The following is a 17,318-nucleotide window of genomic DNA, read 5'->3' as shown; positions in this document are numbered from 1 at the left end:
TTGAACTATCGTCTCCCGTTAGTTCAGTGAATTATTGTCTTCGGCATCAAGTAAATAACCGATAAACTCTTCGTGTAATGCAATATTTTCTCGCAGAGATTCTCCTGTTTCCACAACAACAAGATCAATATTGAATTTCTCAGCAAGTTCCGTTCCACCATCGATCATAACCAAAACCGAGTGTATGACCCCTGTTAAGGTGTTTTCCAAGACTTTCTTAAAGGCATCCATTTCATTTTCGTTCTTGATTGTATTGCGTAATGTTTCGTATTCTTCTTTGATCTCAGACCATTCTGGAATAACCGCACTCGGACCGAGGTAATCCACATTTGCCCAGGTATCCCTTATCTGTTTCAGATCTTTGAATAGATCGTCATGCTTACTCATTTCTTCAGCCCCCGTTTCTTCATTTCATACAATTATGATCTAACCGTTCCTCCACTAAACTGCCCGTTAGTTGAGAAAACTGCAACCGTTGGCCGGCTGCCGCTGCATCGTAATTTAGCTAAAGTATCTCCGTTAGTGCATTCACTCCCTAATCTTGTTCATCCAATTCCATGATTAACTCCTGTGACCTTTTCATTGCTTCCGTTTTGTCTCTCGCTGGTCTTGTTATCACTTATCCGTTTGATGAAGGATGGCGTCATGAAAATTTATTTTTTAAAAAATGATGTGGCTTTTTACCTCCCTTCGGTGTCTAATGAATTGTAAGTTCAGGAGGAGGTACTACTGGTGTCACGAGCTCAAGACAAAACGAAAATCCCTGTTCTTCCGGAGGAGCAGGAACACATCCAGCATTTCGAAGAAATTTATAATCAATATCAGGAGAGAATTCGAAAATATATCGCAGTAAAAACAAATTCAGCAGTAGCTGATGACTTAACGCAACAAGCTTTTTTAAAAGCAATGGAAAACTTTCACTTGTTTAAGCATAACTCCAGTATATTTACTTGGCTATTCAAAATCGCGCAGAATATCGTGAAAAACGAGTATCGTACAAGATCACGAAATAAAGAAATAGTGCACGAAGTTATCGATTTTCAGTCCCAATCGATTTCCCTCGATATCGTTAAAGATGTTGATATCCGTCTTGATATTAGTGCTGCATTAGCCCAATTGAATGAGTTAGATCAGCAAATCATATCATTGCGGTTTTTCGTCGACTGCACTCTATTGGACATATCCAAAATCATCGGGATGCCTGAAAGCGCGGTTAAGAACAGACTTTACCGCGCATTAAACAAACTAAAAATAGCATTAAAAGAATGGGGTGACATTACAATCATGTCTATCAAAGAATTGATATCGATTGTGGATAAGAACGAGGCTTCCACCAAGAATGATGGTATGAATAAGGTATACCATGACTTATTCGAGGAATTGAAATCCAATGTAAAGCGAATTCTAACAACATATCGTCATCGACCATCTCAGAAAATCACTATTGAAATCTATCCGGATCTGTCCACTTTTCACCAAGCAATAGGCGAACCGGATGCGCCTAACTGGTTCATGGGTACCTACGAACACAACAAAATAAGAATCGTATCCCCACTGAACCCAGGCCCTGAACATACGTACCAATCGGTACTACGACACACGATAAGTTTGTTTACGATGTGGTTAGTGAATGATATTAATCCGTTGGCACCGAAATGGCTTACTCATGGGCTTGGCGGACATGAAGCCAAACAAATGTCGCAAGAATATATCAAGTATAGCACCTCCGAAGCGATTCGAAATGAGGCTGTCCCTAGCTTTCAAGCATTAACTAACGATACGTGGGAATTCGAGAGGATGGGGGGATATGGATTCTCGCATTTGATCGTTGAATTTCTCCTCCATTCTTACAGTTCAGATGAGCTCAACAAATTCATACGCGATGCCACTGATTTTCATGGCGCATTTCAGGTATCGGAAGCTGAGCTGCACGCGATGTGGGTGCAATATTTAAAATCTAGGCTATGTTAAACTTTAATAATGATATTTGACCATAACAAAACCACCTTCTAAAAGGTGGTTTTGTTATGGTCTCCCTTAGCTCAACTGTACACTATACATTGTTCTATCTAGTACCGCCTTATAGCCCCTATCATTAAACTATCCTGCCCGTTACTTCAATGGACAACGGCAGCCGATCGTATGGCCGGCTACCGTGGTGTGTAGATTCAACTATCATTCCACGTTAACTTAACAATGACGAAATCCATTTTTTCATTTCAGCACTGGGGGAGCTTTTCTTATGCTATATAGAAAGGAGCTATAACTGATAATCACATCCGAGCTTCAGGTCGTCTGATAACGAATTCGATTTTATTACTTCGTGCCATGGAGATAGGTATTCGGAAAACATTGTGTGCCTTTGGATGAGATAGAAAAATATGCATATAACTAATTACAAATCTCAGGAAAGGAGATTAGAACATGGCCGATTCGATTAAGCCCAACGGTTCACAGCATGCCGCACCGCCATCGAACGATCCGAAGAAGCAAGGCAGATCCGCAGCTAAGAAGAAATCAAAGTAACTCTGATATCAAATGAATGGATAGGCCGCCGGTTGGCGCTTTGGATCAGCCGGCAGCCTTGCTGTTTATTGTTATCATGCCCGCTAGCTCAATCCCATCTATATATCGAGACACTGTTTCCAATCGTAATGGGGATGCCATAGCCCGTTTTATTTCATTCTTTCGCTCAGTTTTTTTCTTGCATTACTCCCGCATCATGCAAAGGCATATCTGAACAACCCATAATACAAAGGACCGACCATGACAACAAATGTTATCAACATCCAGACTCTCCTCGCCACAATCGGCAGTTCCTCCAAGATTTCTTCCCCTTCATAACCTTTTAGAAGCATCGTGATTGATAAATCCCACAGAAAAGCTGCAACGGAGACAAATTTCCAGACAGTGGGATTTAGAATTGCCGTTTCCGTAACGTACCCGAACAATCCAATCCATGTAATGATGGATACGACAAAATCTATTTTGCTAAGTTTCGACTTATATTTTCCTTTAAATAAAAAAGTGAGCGAAGCTGTTGCGAGCAACCCTAAATAAATCGTCCATAAAACGTCAACCATACATACTCCTCATTCTTTTTCTTTATACTTTTGAATTTGATGACCCTTCGTCATTCTATTGCTATTATAGCTACTCAAGTCCATAATCGATATATTTAATAACTTAATAATTATTGCCAGCATGCTATTCCTCAAGCCTAGTTAAGTTACTGCAAAAATCCACTATAGCACCTACAGCGACCAATGGAGTTCTTTAGCGGTTAATGTAACTTTAGAATTCTCCTTCGCAGACTCGCGGCATCCATTGTGTACAATTGGCGCGCAACGTTCTAAAGGTGGTAGTAGGGCAGGACGCAAAAAAAGAGGCGGCCGATGATGACATCGACCGCCTCTTGCTTCCGGTTGAGCTAGTTATCCTGCTCCCCGTCGGTATAAATCGTGAAAATTAAATCGCGATTGCCGTTGTTTTCCGTCGTCCATGTTTTGCCGCCATCCAGCGACAGCCTCTCATATCCATCCGCATACGAATTCGAATCATTGTACGCGAATCCGTAGTTATTATCCGTCGTTTCTGTCATCGCCGACTTCGGCGATCTTAGGATAATCCCATATTTCTTAGAAGTATCCAGGTTTGTCAGCTTCGGATAAATCGAATAAGGACTAACGCTTCCCGGGATATTGTAGGCCGGAAGCGAAGCGGTAAAGATCGTTTTATACGGGTTGTCCTGCTCATCCAGCACGACGATATCAAAGAAATAAGTGTCAGCCGGTACAGTATTCACGTAGCTCTCGTAAATATACAGATCAAGCTTAGGCAGGCTAGTGTCATTCAGCTTGAACACCTGCATCCGCTGCACACCTGCGCGAATGTCCGAATAACTCGCATACTCCGCATTGCTGTTGTCCTGATCGATGACCGGACCGCTGTTCCCTTTGACATAATAAGCCTCAATCTCTTCGATCGAAGGAATGAGATAGTTCGTCTTCATAAATAATCTGATTTTCGAAGTCGTCACCGTTCCAAAGTTAATGACCTTATTGTCTCCCACGGTAAAACCTTTCGTAATATCGACGTACTTCGAGCCGTCCCAATACTGCAACGCATAATTCGCAATTTGGAAATAGTCGCCCTTATGCTCTTTGATCACGACCCGGTTTACGTCCGTATCCTTGCCAAAATCGATTTCCGCCCACTGGTCGTTCTTCTGTCCGTCAGCGGCACTCCATCTTGTGGAACGTTGGCCGTCCGTCAGTTTATTCGCCTCGTAGCCCGGATCGCTCCAGGTCGAAGAAACCGCTGTCTTCTTGCCGAACGCGAGATTGACGAGCTCCCCGCCGTTGTCCTGGCCCGTACCGCCCTTCGACACCTGGATAATGGCGGTTCCGCTTGGCTCCAGCGTATACGTGAACTGCCCCGATGCCTTGCCCAGCACCTTGCCGGAATACAGCTCCGTTAACGTATGCTTGGCCTTTGCATTCAAGCCAAGATCGGATAGCTTCACCGTCAATTGCTTCTCTTCCTTTGCGTTCCAATTGGACAAGCCGACAAACACGTCGCCATTGTCAGCCTTCAAATAAATAACAGACGGGGAACGCTCTCCTTGATGATACACATTCGGCATATTGAGCGGCTTCGCCGCTTTGCCTTCCTGCACAAGCCCCAGCAAACCCTTATTCTCAAGAATGCTCATTCTGTCCTCGGCGAGGAACGGGAAATTGTCGCCAGACAGCCAATGTCCGCCGCCCATCGCTACCGTCGTGGCCAGCAACTTGCCTTCGCTTTGACTGTATTTGTACCAGAAACCTTGGGCAAAATTTTCCGGAAGGATCATGTCGGCATCATTGTATTCGTACAACGTCCCGTTCGACCACCACGAGGCAGCCGTATTAAAGGCCTGCCGCTCGATGCCGGAGTATCCGTCAACGCCGATCGTCGTATCGCATCCCGATCTTCTGCCATGGGCGAATGCTGCCGGCAGCAGCGGCGCGATCGATTCATTAATATAAATCGGACGGTCCGCGGCAAGCACCGCATCCCGAATGATGCCCATACCGATCCGGTAAGCCTGAACGCCGTTTACCGACGGGTCATAGTGCTGTCCGTCATACATCCCCATATCGATAAAATCGAGCTTCAGGTAGTCAAATCCCCAGTCGATGTACTTCTGAATGGCGCTGCGCAACGCCACCTTGGCTGCAGGATGCGTTATATCCATCGCATAGGTGCCCAGATACGTACGGATCAGCTGTCCGTTCTCATCCTTCAAGGAAATATCCCGGTGGTTATATTCCGTGCCCGGAATAGGCAGATCGAGCCAGGCGTCATAAATCGTGAACGGCGTTTGATAACCGCCGACCTTGAGTCCTTTGCTGTGGACATAATCCGCGAATGCCTGCATCCCGTCATCGAAAGGCAGATCCGAGACCGGTTGAAAACCGCCGTCCAGATTAAAATACTCGTAGCCCAGCGGCTTCAGGTGTTCTGCCATGTAATCGACCAGCGGATACATCGCTTCGGCCGACGCGTAACCATAATGCGAATAATAAGTATTGTAGCCCATTGGAACTTCCCCGTCCCACTCCAAATGAGGCTCTCCAATATTGTACACGCTGCCGTACTCCTCGAGGCCGGTCTGATAATCGCTGTAGAATCCAAGGAAAAAGCGGTCGGAGCCTACCGACTTGCCGCTCTGCGTCCCGCCCCAATTGTAGAGACTGAACGAAGACAACGGACCGTTCGCCTGCGCCGCTTCCCCGAGCTTCTGACTGCTCTTCCACTTTTTCACCGTCGCGGCGCCCGCCACAAAGCCCTGCTTGGACGTATTGTCGAACATTGCCGCAACCCAGTGGCTGATGCCGTTGAACGGCTCCCACTTCAACTGCTCGCCTTCGAACCTGTCGGCGCCGTTCTGGCTGTTGCCGAAGTCATTGACAGGCGCTACGCCAAAGTCAAAGTTGTTCGAATATGGCGTAGTGAAGATACGTTTGTCGCTGCCCGCCCCGATATCCAGGAAGGACGAGGCGATCGGCTCAAGGATTTCCGCTGTCTGGGAAGTCTGGCCTTCCACGCTCATTTCAGTCAGAAAATAAGCCTTATCCGCATAAAAATAAAATTGCGTGACGATCTTGGAGCCGCTGTTCAATGCGTTATCGATCGTCAATTTCACGCCGCCTGTACCGTATCCGTCATCCGGGATTTGGCTCCACTTGGCTGTCCGGACCGCCGGATCGGAGGAACGAAATCTGGTTTCGCTGTCAGCCAGCTTATAATTGGAATGAAAGCCTTGCAGAACCTGCCGGCCGCCCCAGGATACGTCCCCAAGGCCGTTCGACAAATTATAAGTAAACGTATACTGGCCGTTCGTTGCCTTCACGATCCCGTTTTTCTGATTAATCTGCAGCTTTTGCGGTTTAGCGGAACTATCGTCTGGCAGAATAACAACCCCCATCACGAATATCAAAAGAATAACAATCGCTTTTCTAAAAGCCATTTTACCCAATGTGTTCCCTCCCGAGCTTTTATTCGAATCACCGCACTGTCGAAATCTCCACGCACATCATAATTTTAATTAGCCCCAAAGCTCTTTCCGTTTGTTGAAATTTTCGGTATAAATCTTCTCCAGCTTCGCAAGTCCGGCCGCATCCAATTCCTTCATCATTGTTTCGTACAGATTAACGGCTTCCGCTTCGGAAGACGCCATTATCATGCGAGGGAAATATTTGTTAACCGTCTCGCCGACCTTCGTCTGCATAATCGCTTCCGGTGTGCCTCCGCTTGGGCCTAGATTGTCATAGAGAGCCGTGTCGAACGAGGAGTCCGCCAGGTTCTTGATCGCCAGATCGGCAACGGCGTCCGTCTCGTAGCGGCCGATTAAGTCATAAGGCGTTCCGTCCGAGCCCGGACCGTTCTTCACCGTCCACGTCCACTTCCGGATGCCGGTCTCCTTGGAATAGCCAGCCCAGTCCTTCTTAAAGCCTTCCAGCACTTCTGGTCTTGGCACATGCTTGCCGTCTTTCATGTCCCAGTGCGTGCCTTCCAGGCCCCACATCATCAAATATTGGCCTTCTTCGCTGGCCAGGAAATCCAGAAATTTAATGGCGCGGACCGGATCGGCATTTTTGGTCGTAATTCCGATGCCGTCCCAGCCGAGCGAGCTCTTCGGACCGAAGGTCGTTTTCGCAGGATCAACGCCAGGCGCGATGACTTTGTAAGGATAGAACTGGCTCTCGTCTTTCTTGGATGGATCAGCCGCTTCCTCCTTCAGAATCGTGTTCGGCTTGCCCAGATTCCAGAAGGCATCCGTTGTGGCGAATACCGTGCCGGACGCCGTCTTCTGCTCATATTGCTGCGTCTTGATCGTTGCCCATTCCGGATCGAGATAGCCCTGCGTGTACAAGGAATTAATAAACTTGATCATCTCCAAATACCTTGGATCTCTGACGTCGCTCTTCAGCTCGCCGTTCGTTTCGTAGTACGGCATCAAGCCGTACATGCCTTTGAACGTGTTCATCACCGCACCCATGTTCTCGCCGTTGAAGGTCATTGGGATCGTCGGTTTGCCGTCAACGGTCGGATATTTCTCTTTGAAGCTCTTAAGCAGGCCGACGAATTCTTCCGCTGTGAACGGTTCGCCGTTCGTCGCTTTCTCCCCGGCTCCAAGCTCCTTCATGACATCCATCCGCATCATAAATCCGAATATAGGATATTGCTCCAGCCCGTACCAGTTGGCCAGATAATAGTTTTTGCCGTCCGGCGAGCGGGTTTTGTTCAGCATTTCACCGTACATTTCCTTAATGTTCGGACCGTATTGGTCAATTAAATCGTTAAGCGGTATGAGCGCTCCCGCCGCAATATATTTGTCGAGAATATCACCGCGCGAAATCGCCATCAAGTCCGGCAGATCGTTGCTGGCCAGCATCAGGTTTAATTTCTCGGCCGGATTGCCGGTCGGCTGTTGAATTTCCAGGGAAACGCCGGTTTCCTCGGTAATTTTTTTGGCAACCGGATTATCGAACGAATCGCCGACATTGCGGTCAAAAAAAGTAAAGGTGATCGGTTCATTCCCATCGGATGCGGTTTCGCCGCCCGTATTCTGCGCTTCATCCTTGCCTTCATTTGCAGGTGCCCCATTGCTGCTGCAGCCGGCAAGCAGCGCTATCAATAACACCGTCAGAACCGTAAATCGAACAAGCCCCTTCTCTCTCATTCTGATCTGTTCCTCCTCGAATTGGGTTGCAAGCGGATCAAGCAGAATCATCGAATCCGCTGTGCTTAGCCTTTATTTTAGACAGCTGGCCGGCTCTGTTTCTATATAACTTTGTTATTAAACGTGACGGAAAATGACTATCATAAATAAACAAACGTCTTCGGAACCCGGATTTGCACCGATGTGCCGATGCCGAGTCTGCTGTACACGGACACGCCGTAACGCTCGCCGTAGGCCAGCCTGATCCGCTTGTCCACGTTATAAATGCCGTAGCCCGCCTGCTGATCCGTCGCCGTCAGCAACCTCTCATACACATCGCGAGCCATGCCCATCCCGTCGTCGATGACGGATAACAATAGATCCTCGCCCTCCGAACGGAGCTTGATCAATATGTTAATTCCGCTGTCGTCGTCCCAAATCGCGTGATTAATGCAGTTTTCGATAAAAGGCTGTACGATCAGCTTTAAGGTTGTATAAGGAAACAGCGATTCATCCAAATCGTAATGGACCCGGAACAAGCCCTGGAATCTCGTTTTCTGAATGGAGAGATAATGCTCCGTCAGCTTAATTTCCTGCCCTATGGTAATCGTCTTCTTCCCTTTGTTTAATGAAATCCGGTAGAAGCGGGCAAGATCTTCCGCCATTCGGTACACCTGATCGTTATTGCTCATCGCCGCCAGCGCCGATATGGAAGCCAGCGAATTGTAGAGAAAATGCGGCGTAATTTGCGCTTGAAGACTGGTCATCTCTGCCTCGTTCTTCAGAACTTCTTTCTTGTACACGTCCTGAATCAATTCCTGGATCTTCAAAGCCATCTTCTTCAAGGCAAATGAAAGCTGTCCGACCTCGTCGTGCCCCATCGCCGGAAAGGTTAAATCGAAGGAGCCTCGTTCCACCTTGCGGATTTGATTGAGCAAAATTTCGAAACGTTTCGTCATGAGCTGGCTCGTACCGTAAATAAGGATAATCGCAGCGAATATGCATGCAAGCGAGATCGTCAGCATTTTTCCCGAGGCGGCCTTGGCCTGCGTCAGCAATTCCTCGTAAGGCAAAACAACGGTCGTTTGCCAGCCGTTAAGAAGCGGCTTCTGAATAACGATTGAGCTGTCATTCTCCTCAGTCATCAATTCGGAAATGTTCTGGATGCCAGCGCTGCTCCGATCCGACGTAATGACATTTCCGTCCTGATCGGACACGATAATCGTCTTGTTCTTGCTCTCTTTCTCGATCAGCGAGTAGATCTCCCTCTCCGAGACGTTCATGGTCAGAATGCCGTAAGGGAAGTTCAGGCTCAAATAATTGAGCGATCGAGCCAGCGTGACAACGCGCTCCCCCGCTGCTTCGTCCCCCGAATAAAAGTGGGTAATACGCCCTTCCGCATGCAGCGACTGGGTAACCAGCTTAGCTGGCAGCTCATCCATATGCTTGATAAACAAGCCGTCCGAATGAAGCGTCTGATTATCTGTGTAGATCGTAATGGACAGCAGATTCGGATTCATAGCCAGAATCTTGTACAGGGTTTGATTAATATAATCGTACGCGTCCAGCTTGGAAATATCATTTTTGCTATAACGGTTCAACAAGTAATCCCGCAGCTGCGTATCCAAATAAATTAACGTGGCATTCTGGGCGTAAATGTCGAGCTTATTCTCAATATTGTTATTGATCTGGTCGATGGTATTTCCTACGTTCAGGGTTGCCTGCCGGATGAGCTGGTCTTTGATCGTCTGGTAGGAATAGAACACAAAAAAGGTGATGGGCAGAATCGTAACCAGCAGATAAACGAAAAACAGCTTGCTCCTTAGCCGCCTGTTCGTCATGATGCGCCGGAAGAGCCCGCGGATGCTAGAGAAATTTTTTACGATACTCATTAGGCGTGACCCCTTGCGTTTTATAGAAAAACGAGCAGAAATACGAGGTGTTGTCATAGCCCACCCGTTTGGCCACATCATGAATCTTGAGCGTCCGGTCGCGCAGCAGCTCAAGCGCATTGGCAAGCCGGACCTTCGTCAAATATTCATGGATCGTGCATCCCTGCTTCTCCTTGAACAAAGCTCTTAAATAATTGGGGGAAATATAGACCTTCGCTGCCAGCTGCTCAATCGTAAGCGGCTCGAAATACGCCTTGTCGATGAGCTCCGCCACTTCCCGAACAAGCAGCATGTGCCGGTCCTGCTGACGGTCCGCCATATAGCGGCTGATACGATCGGCCAGCTCCAGAATAAACGCTTTGATCCCAGGCAGCGTGTCCTGCCGGACGATCGCCCTGTTCCAGTCATGAAGCTCGCCAAGCTCCTTTCTTGCCTGGTCTTCGATTTTGGCGCATGCGTTGTCCATTTTCTTCAGCAGATTTATGGCCGCTTCATAAGCCTTCTCCCTTCTCACCCGCATCCGGATAAGCGAATCGAAATAATGCTCCACGCTGCTGATGAAGGAGGAGGAGGACAAGTCGAACAAATCCAAATCTCCCGGAAGCGCCACATCCTCGAGCGGATACGCAGCATCCATTCGTTCCGCCTGCACCCGATTCGCATGAATGATACGACCAAGCCCCAAATAGAATCGTTCTCCGGCCGCCTTCCTTGCTTCAATCAGCATCGCATACGCCTGATCCAGCGCAGCCGCCTTATCGGCAACCCCGATCGTGACGGATAATCCGCAATCTTGTCTGACGGCATGCCAGACGGGCTCAAAATCTGTTTCTGCCGTATATTTTACTGCGAGAAGCCACTCCTGCTCATCCAGCTTGATGACCGTTCCTTCCAGCTCATGAGCAAGTAGCTGCTCGCGAATCAATCGAGGGATGTTCTTTATATGATCGTTATCGGCACGAATTAAAGCGGTTACAAAACATTCATGCCGAACCTCGGGGGCGATCCGTACAAGCTCCTGCCATGCCTGCTCTCTGTTCCCGCTGTCAGCGGAGATGTACAATTCCTCGATCCGCTTCTCAATCAGGACATGCTTCGAGGTGCGGAGCAAATGCTCTTTCTCCACTTCCTCCTTCACCTTAGCGATAACCGCGGACAGCTCCAGCCGGTCGATCGGTTTAAGCAAATAACCGATGGCGCCGGCTTGCAGTGCGGTCTTCACATAAGTAAATTCATCGTGCCCGCTGAGAAAAATGATCTTCATCCATTCGAAATTCGTCCGAATGAGCGAAGCCAGCTGCAGTCCGTCCATAATCGGCATACGCACGTCAGTCAGTACGACATCCGGCTTCAGCTCCCGGATTTGTTCCCAGGCTTTCCTTCCGTTCTTAGCGGCTCCTGCCACCCGGAAATTCATGCTCTCCCAATCGATATGATTCCGAAGCAGGTCCAGCTCAATCTTCTCGTCTTCGACTAGAAAAATAGTCAACATCCAGCATCTCTCCCATGATCCGAATAGTATATCCGATTAAATCACTGGCATCTTCATCCAAGCAGGACAAAGGTTGACCGGCGTTGCATGAAAGTCGTTTTCCCGTACGTTTCTTCACATTGTTTTATTGCCCTGCGGAATCGGCGGCTCGTATAATTTTTTACATTACCACGGAACGAGGTGCTCACATGGGAATGGCCGTCAATACGTTACACAAAAAAAATGAAGGAATGAAAAAAAGGATGAAACAGCGCTTATTTGAGCAGCGGTATCTTCTTCTGCTGCTGGCGCCGGCAGTCATTTGGGCGGTCTTCTTCGCCTATTTGCCAATGGCTGGCTTGTATATGGCTTTCGTCAATTACCAGGCATCGCTTGGCAACTTCTGGGGTAATTTGTTCCAAAGCGAATTTGTCGGCATGGATTGGTTCAATTATTTTTTCAGCAACGGCGATTTTCTTGTCATTATGCGGAATACGCTGGCATCGACCTTACTGACACTGGTTATCTCATTTCCGGTTCCGATTGTCATCGCGATTGCCTTGAATGAGGTCAGAGGCGCGCTGTTCAAGCGGACGGTGCAAACCGTGTCTTACCTGCCTCATTTCATTTCCTGGGTTATCGCCGCGAATATCGTCGTCACCGTCCTCTCCTCGGACGGCATCGTCAATAAGCTGCTGCAGTGGCTGAATTTGACGGACGCGAGCATCCTATTCCTGCAGGAGGGCAAATATTTCTGGTGGATCATCGCCCTCGGCAACACATGGAAGGAGATGGGCTACAGCGCAATCTTGTATCTTGCCGCGATCTCATCGATCAACCAGGAGCTGTACGAGGCCGCAAGAGTCGACGGCGCCGGACGCTTTAAGCAAATCGTGTATGTGACGCTGCCGCATCTGAAGCCGACCATCGTCATCCTGCTTATCCTGTCTCTCGGCGGCGTACTGAACGCGGGATTTGACCAGCATTATTTGCTCGGCAACGGCCTCAATCTAGGCTATTCCGATGTTTTGTCAACCTATTCCTTCCGGTACGGCTTACAAAACTCCATGTTCTCGTATGCGTCGGCCGTCGGTCTATTCAATTCCGTCGTTGCCTTTATTCTCGTCGTTATCGTGAATTACGCATCCAAAAAACTAAACAACCAGTCGTTATTTTAAGGAGCGGATGAACAATGCCCAAACTACAATCATTACCCGATAAGCTTTTCGATCTGTTTATCTACCTCTTTCTCATCGTTATTTTTCTCGTCACATTCTACCCCTTCTGGAACATCCTGGTCGTTTCCTTGAACGATGCGACCGATTCGGTGCGCGGGGGATTATATTTGTGGCCTAGACAGTTCACGCTGGAAAGCTACCAATCGATATTCCGGAACCACGAGCTCATCAATTCGGTGAAGGTAACCGTGCTGCGGACCGTGATCGGCACGCCGCTATCCGTGCTGGCTATCAGCATGATGGCCTATTCGCTCAGCAAGCGCGAGTTGATCGCTTGGAGAGCCTTTACGCTGTTTTTCATCTTCACCATGTATTTTGGCGGAGGACTCATACCGACCTATATGATCATCAAGTCGCTTGGGCTGATCGATTCGTTTTGGGTTTTTATCTTCCCCGGCCTGATCGGCGTGTTCCTCATGATATTGGTCCGCACCTATATGGAGCAGCTACCGCCAGAAATAGAAGAGTCTGCCAAAATTGACGGAGCGAACGACCTGCAAATTTTCGGCAAAATGGTCCTTCCGCTCTGTGTTCCCGTATTGGCAACGATCGCATTGTTCATTGGAATCGGGCATTGGAATTCCTGGTACGATTCGTATATTTACACGTATAAGCCTGAGCTGAAGACGCTTCAAGCCATTCTGGTGAAAATTTTAAATCAGTTCCAGACCGGCGCCATGCTGTCGGAAGCAGAAGCGTTGGCGAACAGCTCGAAGCGGATTCCGGTGTCCGGCGAAAGCATCCGGATGGCGGTTACAATGGTGGCTACCCTCCCGATTATTCTCGTATACCCGTTCCTGCAGCGTTTTTTTGTCAAAGGGATCATGATGGGCGCTATAAAAAGTTAATGATTCGTCACATCAGCTAAAAATACACAAAATAACCCGGTCGATTCATTCATCACCGGGTTATTCTTTTAATACCACTGTAACGCCGTTACGAGGCAATTCCAATTGACGATATGCGGAGAATGATGGATGATATTCGCCGTATTCGACGGTTTATTCGAAAGTATCGAACAAGCTCGTCACCGTCAGCCGTTCCTTGAATGCGTCCAAGGTCAGCGGCTCGGACAGACTTTCCTTGCCAACCGTGACGCTGACTGGACGTCCGGCTGACAGGTCGAAGACGTTATCGCTCCAGCGCGCATCCGCGTCTATCAAATCAAGCGACACGAACTGGGCGAACGCCTGACTCTCCAGCCTGATGACGAACCGGTCCTCCTCCTCAGTCACGCTGAAGCGAATTGCGGGATCCAGGAAGTCGAAGTGCTTCGATTTAACGAACAGCACCGTCCCCGAGCTAGTCGCCTTGCCTTCGACGACAAATTCGAAGTTCAGATAGCTGCGGCGCAGCTTCTGCTTCGTATTCAGCGTCTCGGCGAAGTTAAGGGCGAGAATCTCACGAGTGGACAGCGCGTCCATGGACGTCTCGGCTTCTCCGCTTTGGATAACGTCCGACTTATGATCCATCAGACGCCAGCGAAGCACGCCATTGACCTGGTCGAGCGTCTCGTTGGTGACGTGCAGCGCAACCGTCGTCCCTTCCTCGCAAGCTGACGCAAGCACCGGCGCGAAGAACCGCTTGGCGGCATGATGCGTCGCCTTCCATCTGCCGAAGTAATCAAGGCTCGACCAGGACGCGCCGGGCCAAATGTCATTCAGCTGCCAGTATACGGCACCCATGCATCTTCCCCGGTTCCGTCTCCAGTGCTCCACGCCGACGCGCATGCCTTCGGACTGAATCAGTTGGGACACGTAGAGCAGCGATTCGAAGTTTTTCGGATATTTGAAATATTCGCTGATGTAGAACATAATTTTTTCGTTGCCGGTGCCATTCTTCTGATGGGCTTCCATCACGTAGGAGAAGATGTTCCGGTCTTCGGGCAGCGTGAACGTTTCCACCGTCTTAAGCAACGGGAACGACTGCAGGCCGAATTCTGACATGAATCTCGGGAACAGCGTTCGGAACTCCGTAATCGGCTTGCGTCCGTGCCATACGTCCCAATAATGCATATCTCCGATCTCCTCTTTATTCGGGTCGTCGATGCCTCCTGTGGAGGATGGCGACGAAACCCAATAAAACGTGTTCGGATCAAGCGATCTCGACAGCTCCGGGAGGAACTCCTCGAACTGGCGGAGATAATCGTCACGAAGCTTCTCTCCGTAACGCTCGACCCAGCCCCAATAAGCCCAGGCGTATTCCAGCTCGTTGTTGCCGCTCCATATTCCGAGACAGGCGTGATGGCGGATCCGCTTCATGTTATCGATCGTCTCCAGCCTGATACTTTCCTTGAAATCGTCATTAAAGTCGTAAGCGCCGCAGGCGTACAGGTGATCCTGCCATACAATCAGGCCATATCGGTCGCACAAGTCATAGAAATAATCGTCGCAGTAATATCCCCCGCCCCAAACGCGGATGCAGTTATAGTTGGCTTCCACGCAGCTTCGGATCAACTGCTCCATCCGCTCGGCGCTGCGGCGTCCGAATACATTGTCCTCCGGTATGAAGTTGGCCCCCATCGCAAAGATGCTCTTCCCGTTGATCTCGAACTCGAACGATTCTCCCCATTCGTCCTGCTCCTGCCTAATGGTCAGCTTTCGGAGCCCGATGCTTAGAGCCTGCCCGTCAAGCTCCCGTTCTTCGTCCAGCAGCTGCACGCGCAATGAATAAAGCGGCTGACTGCCCAAATTGTTCGGCCACCAGAGCTCCGGATTGGCTACGACGATCGACAGTTTGCTTGCTTGATCGACGTTCTCCGCCACCGCTTCGAGCTTAGTCCCGTCCGGTGTCTCCAATGTTGCTATTAGCCGCAGTCCGGCTTCCGACCATTGCTGAAGCTGTACCGCGATCTCAAGCTCGACCTGGCCGTTCTCATGCCGTTGCGTCACGTACACGTCTTCGATTCTGGCTATGTCATGGCCGCATATCGAAATATCCCGCCAGATGCCCATGTCCGGCAGCTTAGGACCCCAATCCCAGCCGAACATGCTGTGTGCCTTGCGCAGATGGGAGATGCCAGGCACCGCGTCGGCGCAGCTGGACAGGTGATATTCCTTATCCTTGTCCAGCACGTAGTTCGTCGCCGACCGGATGACGACATGAATCTCGTTCCAGCCAGTCGCAAGCAGCCCCTTGATGTCCGTCTCGTAGGTCCGGTGCATATTGTTCGTTTCCAGAACGAAGGTTCCATTCACGGACAGCTCGCACAGGGTATCCAGCCCCTCGCAGCGCAGCAGCACCTGATCGTGATTGAGCGCATCGCCTTCTACGAAGAAGCGTCTCTTGTATTCATAGTCGAACTTGGTCAGCTCGAGAATATCGTATTCGTTGTCCCGGAAGAACGGATCCTCCATCTTCTCCGCCTGAAGCAAATCCTGGAAGACGGAGCCTGGAACGACGGCATCGATCCACTCCGCCTCATCGGTTCTCTTCATCTTCCATTCGCCGTTCAGCGTCAATAAATGCATATGTCTCCACCTGCTTTTCAAGTATTGTTTTGTAGTATACATGCATGTCCCTACCCGCGCTTTCGAGCATAGATGCGGGAGTATTAGCTTGATCGTAGCATTCCGGTTTGGTACACGTCTTGTATTGTTCCAACTTTTTTTGTGCTATAGTAACATATACGCTTATCCAACTTTTGACGCGATGGAGAGACTTACGATGACAATTCCCATTCTGCGCGAGGCGACGCTGATCGATCCACAAGTGCAGTCCAATTTCCATATCGAGTATACGGTCAAGCACACGTACCCGCTGCATGGCCACGATTATTACGAGATTTTCATCGTCACGGCCGGCAAGTGCACCCATTCGATTAACGGCGAAGCGCAATATTTGGAGAAAGGCGCCATGGCGTTCATTCGTCCCGACGACAAGCATTGCTATGACTTCTACGACGGCGAGGATTGCCGGTTCATTAACGTCAATTTCTATAGGGAGGTCGTGGAGAGCGCATTCGATTACGTCGGTCACTCCGCTTTCGCCCAGTCGCTCAAAAGCCCAAAGCTGTCCCCTTACGTCATGCTCTCTATTGAAGATATGGAAGTCATGATCGGCAAGAGCGCACAGATCCAGCTCTACACAACGACCGACAAGCAGAAGGCGCGAATGATGGCGCGAAGCTTTCTGACCGACGCTCTGGCGCATTTCTTCCTTCGTTATCGGAACGAGAACAAGAAGCCCATGCCGCAATGGCTCGATCTTCTCCTCGCTCAATTGCAGAAGAAGGAGAACTTCACCGCCGGACTGGACAGGATGAATGCGCTGGCCGACCGCAGCGGCGGCCATTTGAACCGCGTGTTCAAGCAATATCTCCGCATGACGCCGACGGCCTACATTAACCGGCTGCGCCTCGCCTATGCCAAAAACCTACTGCTGACGACCAGCATGTCGATTATGGACATCGCCTACGAAGCCGGATACGAAAATTTAAGCCATTTCTATCACTTATTCAAGCAACACTACGGTATCGCCCCTGGCAAAATTCGCAGTCGTTGACTGCA

11 protein-coding genes are annotated in these 17,318 nt (G+C 49.3%); 4 read left to right on the top strand and 7 right to left on the bottom strand.

Features of this window, described 5'->3' with window-relative positions:
• Positions 1 to 18 precede the first annotated feature (18 nt).
• On the bottom strand, positions 19 to 387 hold the full coding sequence (locus RB620_RS03075; RefSeq protein WP_308092048.1) for a histidine kinase: 369 nt from the start codon (positions 385 to 387) through the stop codon (positions 19 to 21).
• A gap of 345 nt (positions 388 to 732) precedes the next feature.
• Between RB620_RS03075 and RB620_RS03070 the strand changes: the two genes are divergently transcribed.
• The gene (locus RB620_RS03070; protein WP_308092047.1) at positions 733 to 1,971 is read left to right on the top strand and encodes an RNA polymerase sigma factor; all 1,239 of its coding nucleotides are present in this window, start codon (positions 733 to 735) and stop codon (positions 1,969 to 1,971) included.
• A gap of 749 nt (positions 1,972 to 2,720) precedes the next feature.
• Here RB620_RS03070 and RB620_RS03065 read toward each other — a convergent pair.
• The 5 genes from RB620_RS03065 to RB620_RS03045 form a co-directional block, all read right to left on the bottom strand.
• A complete protein-coding gene (locus RB620_RS03065; protein ID WP_308092046.1) occupies positions 2,721 to 3,083 on the bottom strand; it encodes a hypothetical protein in 363 nt (120 codons plus the stop codon).
• 347 nt (positions 3,084 to 3,430) lie between these two features.
• The gene (locus RB620_RS03060; protein ID WP_308092156.1) at positions 3,431 to 6,514 is read right to left on the bottom strand and encodes a discoidin domain-containing protein; all 3,084 of its coding nucleotides are present in this window, start codon (positions 6,512 to 6,514) and stop codon (positions 3,431 to 3,433) included.
• Positions 6,515 to 6,592: 78 nt separating this feature from the next.
• Positions 6,593 to 8,230 carry an ABC transporter substrate-binding protein gene (locus RB620_RS03055; protein WP_308092045.1) on the bottom strand — a complete coding sequence of 546 codons (1,638 nt, stop codon included), beginning with the start codon at positions 8,228 to 8,230 and terminating at the stop codon, positions 6,593 to 6,595.
• Between the two features lie 140 nt (positions 8,231 to 8,370).
• Positions 8,371 to 10,101 (bottom strand): cache domain-containing sensor histidine kinase, encoded by a 1,731-nt coding sequence (locus RB620_RS03050; protein ID WP_308092044.1) that lies wholly within the window; start codon positions 10,099 to 10,101, stop codon positions 8,371 to 8,373.
• On the bottom strand, positions 10,076 to 11,593 hold the full coding sequence (locus RB620_RS03045; RefSeq protein WP_308092043.1) for a response regulator: 1,518 nt from the start codon (positions 11,591 to 11,593) through the stop codon (positions 10,076 to 10,078). The genes RB620_RS03050 and RB620_RS03045 overlap by 26 nt, the downstream gene beginning before the upstream one ends.
• 242 nt (positions 11,594 to 11,835) lie before the next feature.
• On the opposite strand from RB620_RS03045, the gene RB620_RS03040 reads away from it, so the two are divergent.
• Together RB620_RS03040 and RB620_RS03035 are read left to right on the top strand one after the other, a co-directional pair.
• Positions 11,836 to 12,750 (top strand): ABC transporter permease, encoded by a 915-nt coding sequence (locus tag RB620_RS03040; RefSeq protein ID WP_308092042.1) that lies wholly within the window; start codon positions 11,836 to 11,838, stop codon positions 12,748 to 12,750.
• A gap of 14 nt (positions 12,751 to 12,764) precedes the next feature.
• Positions 12,765 to 13,658: a carbohydrate ABC transporter permease gene (locus tag RB620_RS03035; RefSeq protein WP_308092041.1), complete on the top strand. Its 894-nt coding sequence runs from the start codon at positions 12,765 to 12,767 to the stop codon at positions 13,656 to 13,658.
• Between the two features lie 153 nt (positions 13,659 to 13,811).
• On the opposite strand, the gene RB620_RS03030 is transcribed toward RB620_RS03035, so the two are convergent.
• Positions 13,812 to 16,280, bottom strand: coding sequence for a beta-mannosidase (locus tag RB620_RS03030; protein ID WP_308092040.1), 2,469 nt, complete (start codon positions 16,278 to 16,280; stop codon positions 13,812 to 13,814).
• 196 nt (positions 16,281 to 16,476) lie between these two features.
• On the opposite strand from RB620_RS03030, the gene RB620_RS03025 reads away from it, so the two are divergent.
• A complete protein-coding gene (locus RB620_RS03025) occupies positions 16,477 to 17,313 on the top strand; it encodes a helix-turn-helix domain-containing protein (protein ID WP_308092039.1) in 837 nt (278 codons plus the stop codon).
• Positions 17,314 to 17,318: the final 5 nt, after the last annotated feature.

This window comes from Paenibacillus sp. LHD-117 (assembly GCF_030929555.1).
In the GTDB taxonomy this organism is placed as follows: domain Bacteria; phylum Bacillota; class Bacilli; order Paenibacillales; family Paenibacillaceae; genus Pristimantibacillus.
This window is presented reverse-complemented; position numbering and strand designations above follow the sequence as displayed.

What these genes read in the sequence shown, in the direction of transcription:
- RB620_RS03075 (WP_308092048.1), bottom strand. Translation starts at nt 387, where the DNA reads ATGAGTAAGCATGACGATCTATTCAAAGATCTGAAACAGATAAGGGAT.
- RB620_RS03065 (WP_308092046.1), bottom strand. Translation starts at nt 3,083, where the DNA reads ATGGTTGACGTTTTATGGACGATTTATTTAGGGTTGCTCGCAACAGCT.
- RB620_RS03060 (WP_308092156.1), bottom strand. Translation starts at nt 6,514, where the DNA reads ATGGCTTTTAGAAAAGCGATTGTTATTCTTTTGATATTCGTGATGGGG.
- RB620_RS03055 (WP_308092045.1), bottom strand. Translation starts at nt 8,230, where the DNA reads ATGAGAGAGAAGGGGCTTGTTCGATTTACGGTTCTGACGGTGTTATTG.
- RB620_RS03050 (WP_308092044.1), bottom strand. Translation starts at nt 10,101, where the DNA reads ATGAGTATCGTAAAAAATTTCTCTAGCATCCGCGGGCTCTTCCGGCGC.
- RB620_RS03045 (WP_308092043.1), bottom strand. Translation starts at nt 11,593, where the DNA reads ATGTTGACTATTTTTCTAGTCGAAGACGAGAAGATTGAGCTGGACCTG.
- RB620_RS03040 (WP_308092042.1), top strand. Translation starts at nt 11,836, where the DNA reads ATGAAACAGCGCTTATTTGAGCAGCGGTATCTTCTTCTGCTGCTGGCG.
- RB620_RS03035 (WP_308092041.1), top strand. Translation starts at nt 12,765, where the DNA reads ATGCCCAAACTACAATCATTACCCGATAAGCTTTTCGATCTGTTTATC.
- RB620_RS03030 (WP_308092040.1), bottom strand. Translation starts at nt 16,280, where the DNA reads ATGCATTTATTGACGCTGAACGGCGAATGGAAGATGAAGAGAACCGAT.
- RB620_RS03025 (WP_308092039.1), top strand. Translation starts at nt 16,477, where the DNA reads ATGACAATTCCCATTCTGCGCGAGGCGACGCTGATCGATCCACAAGTG.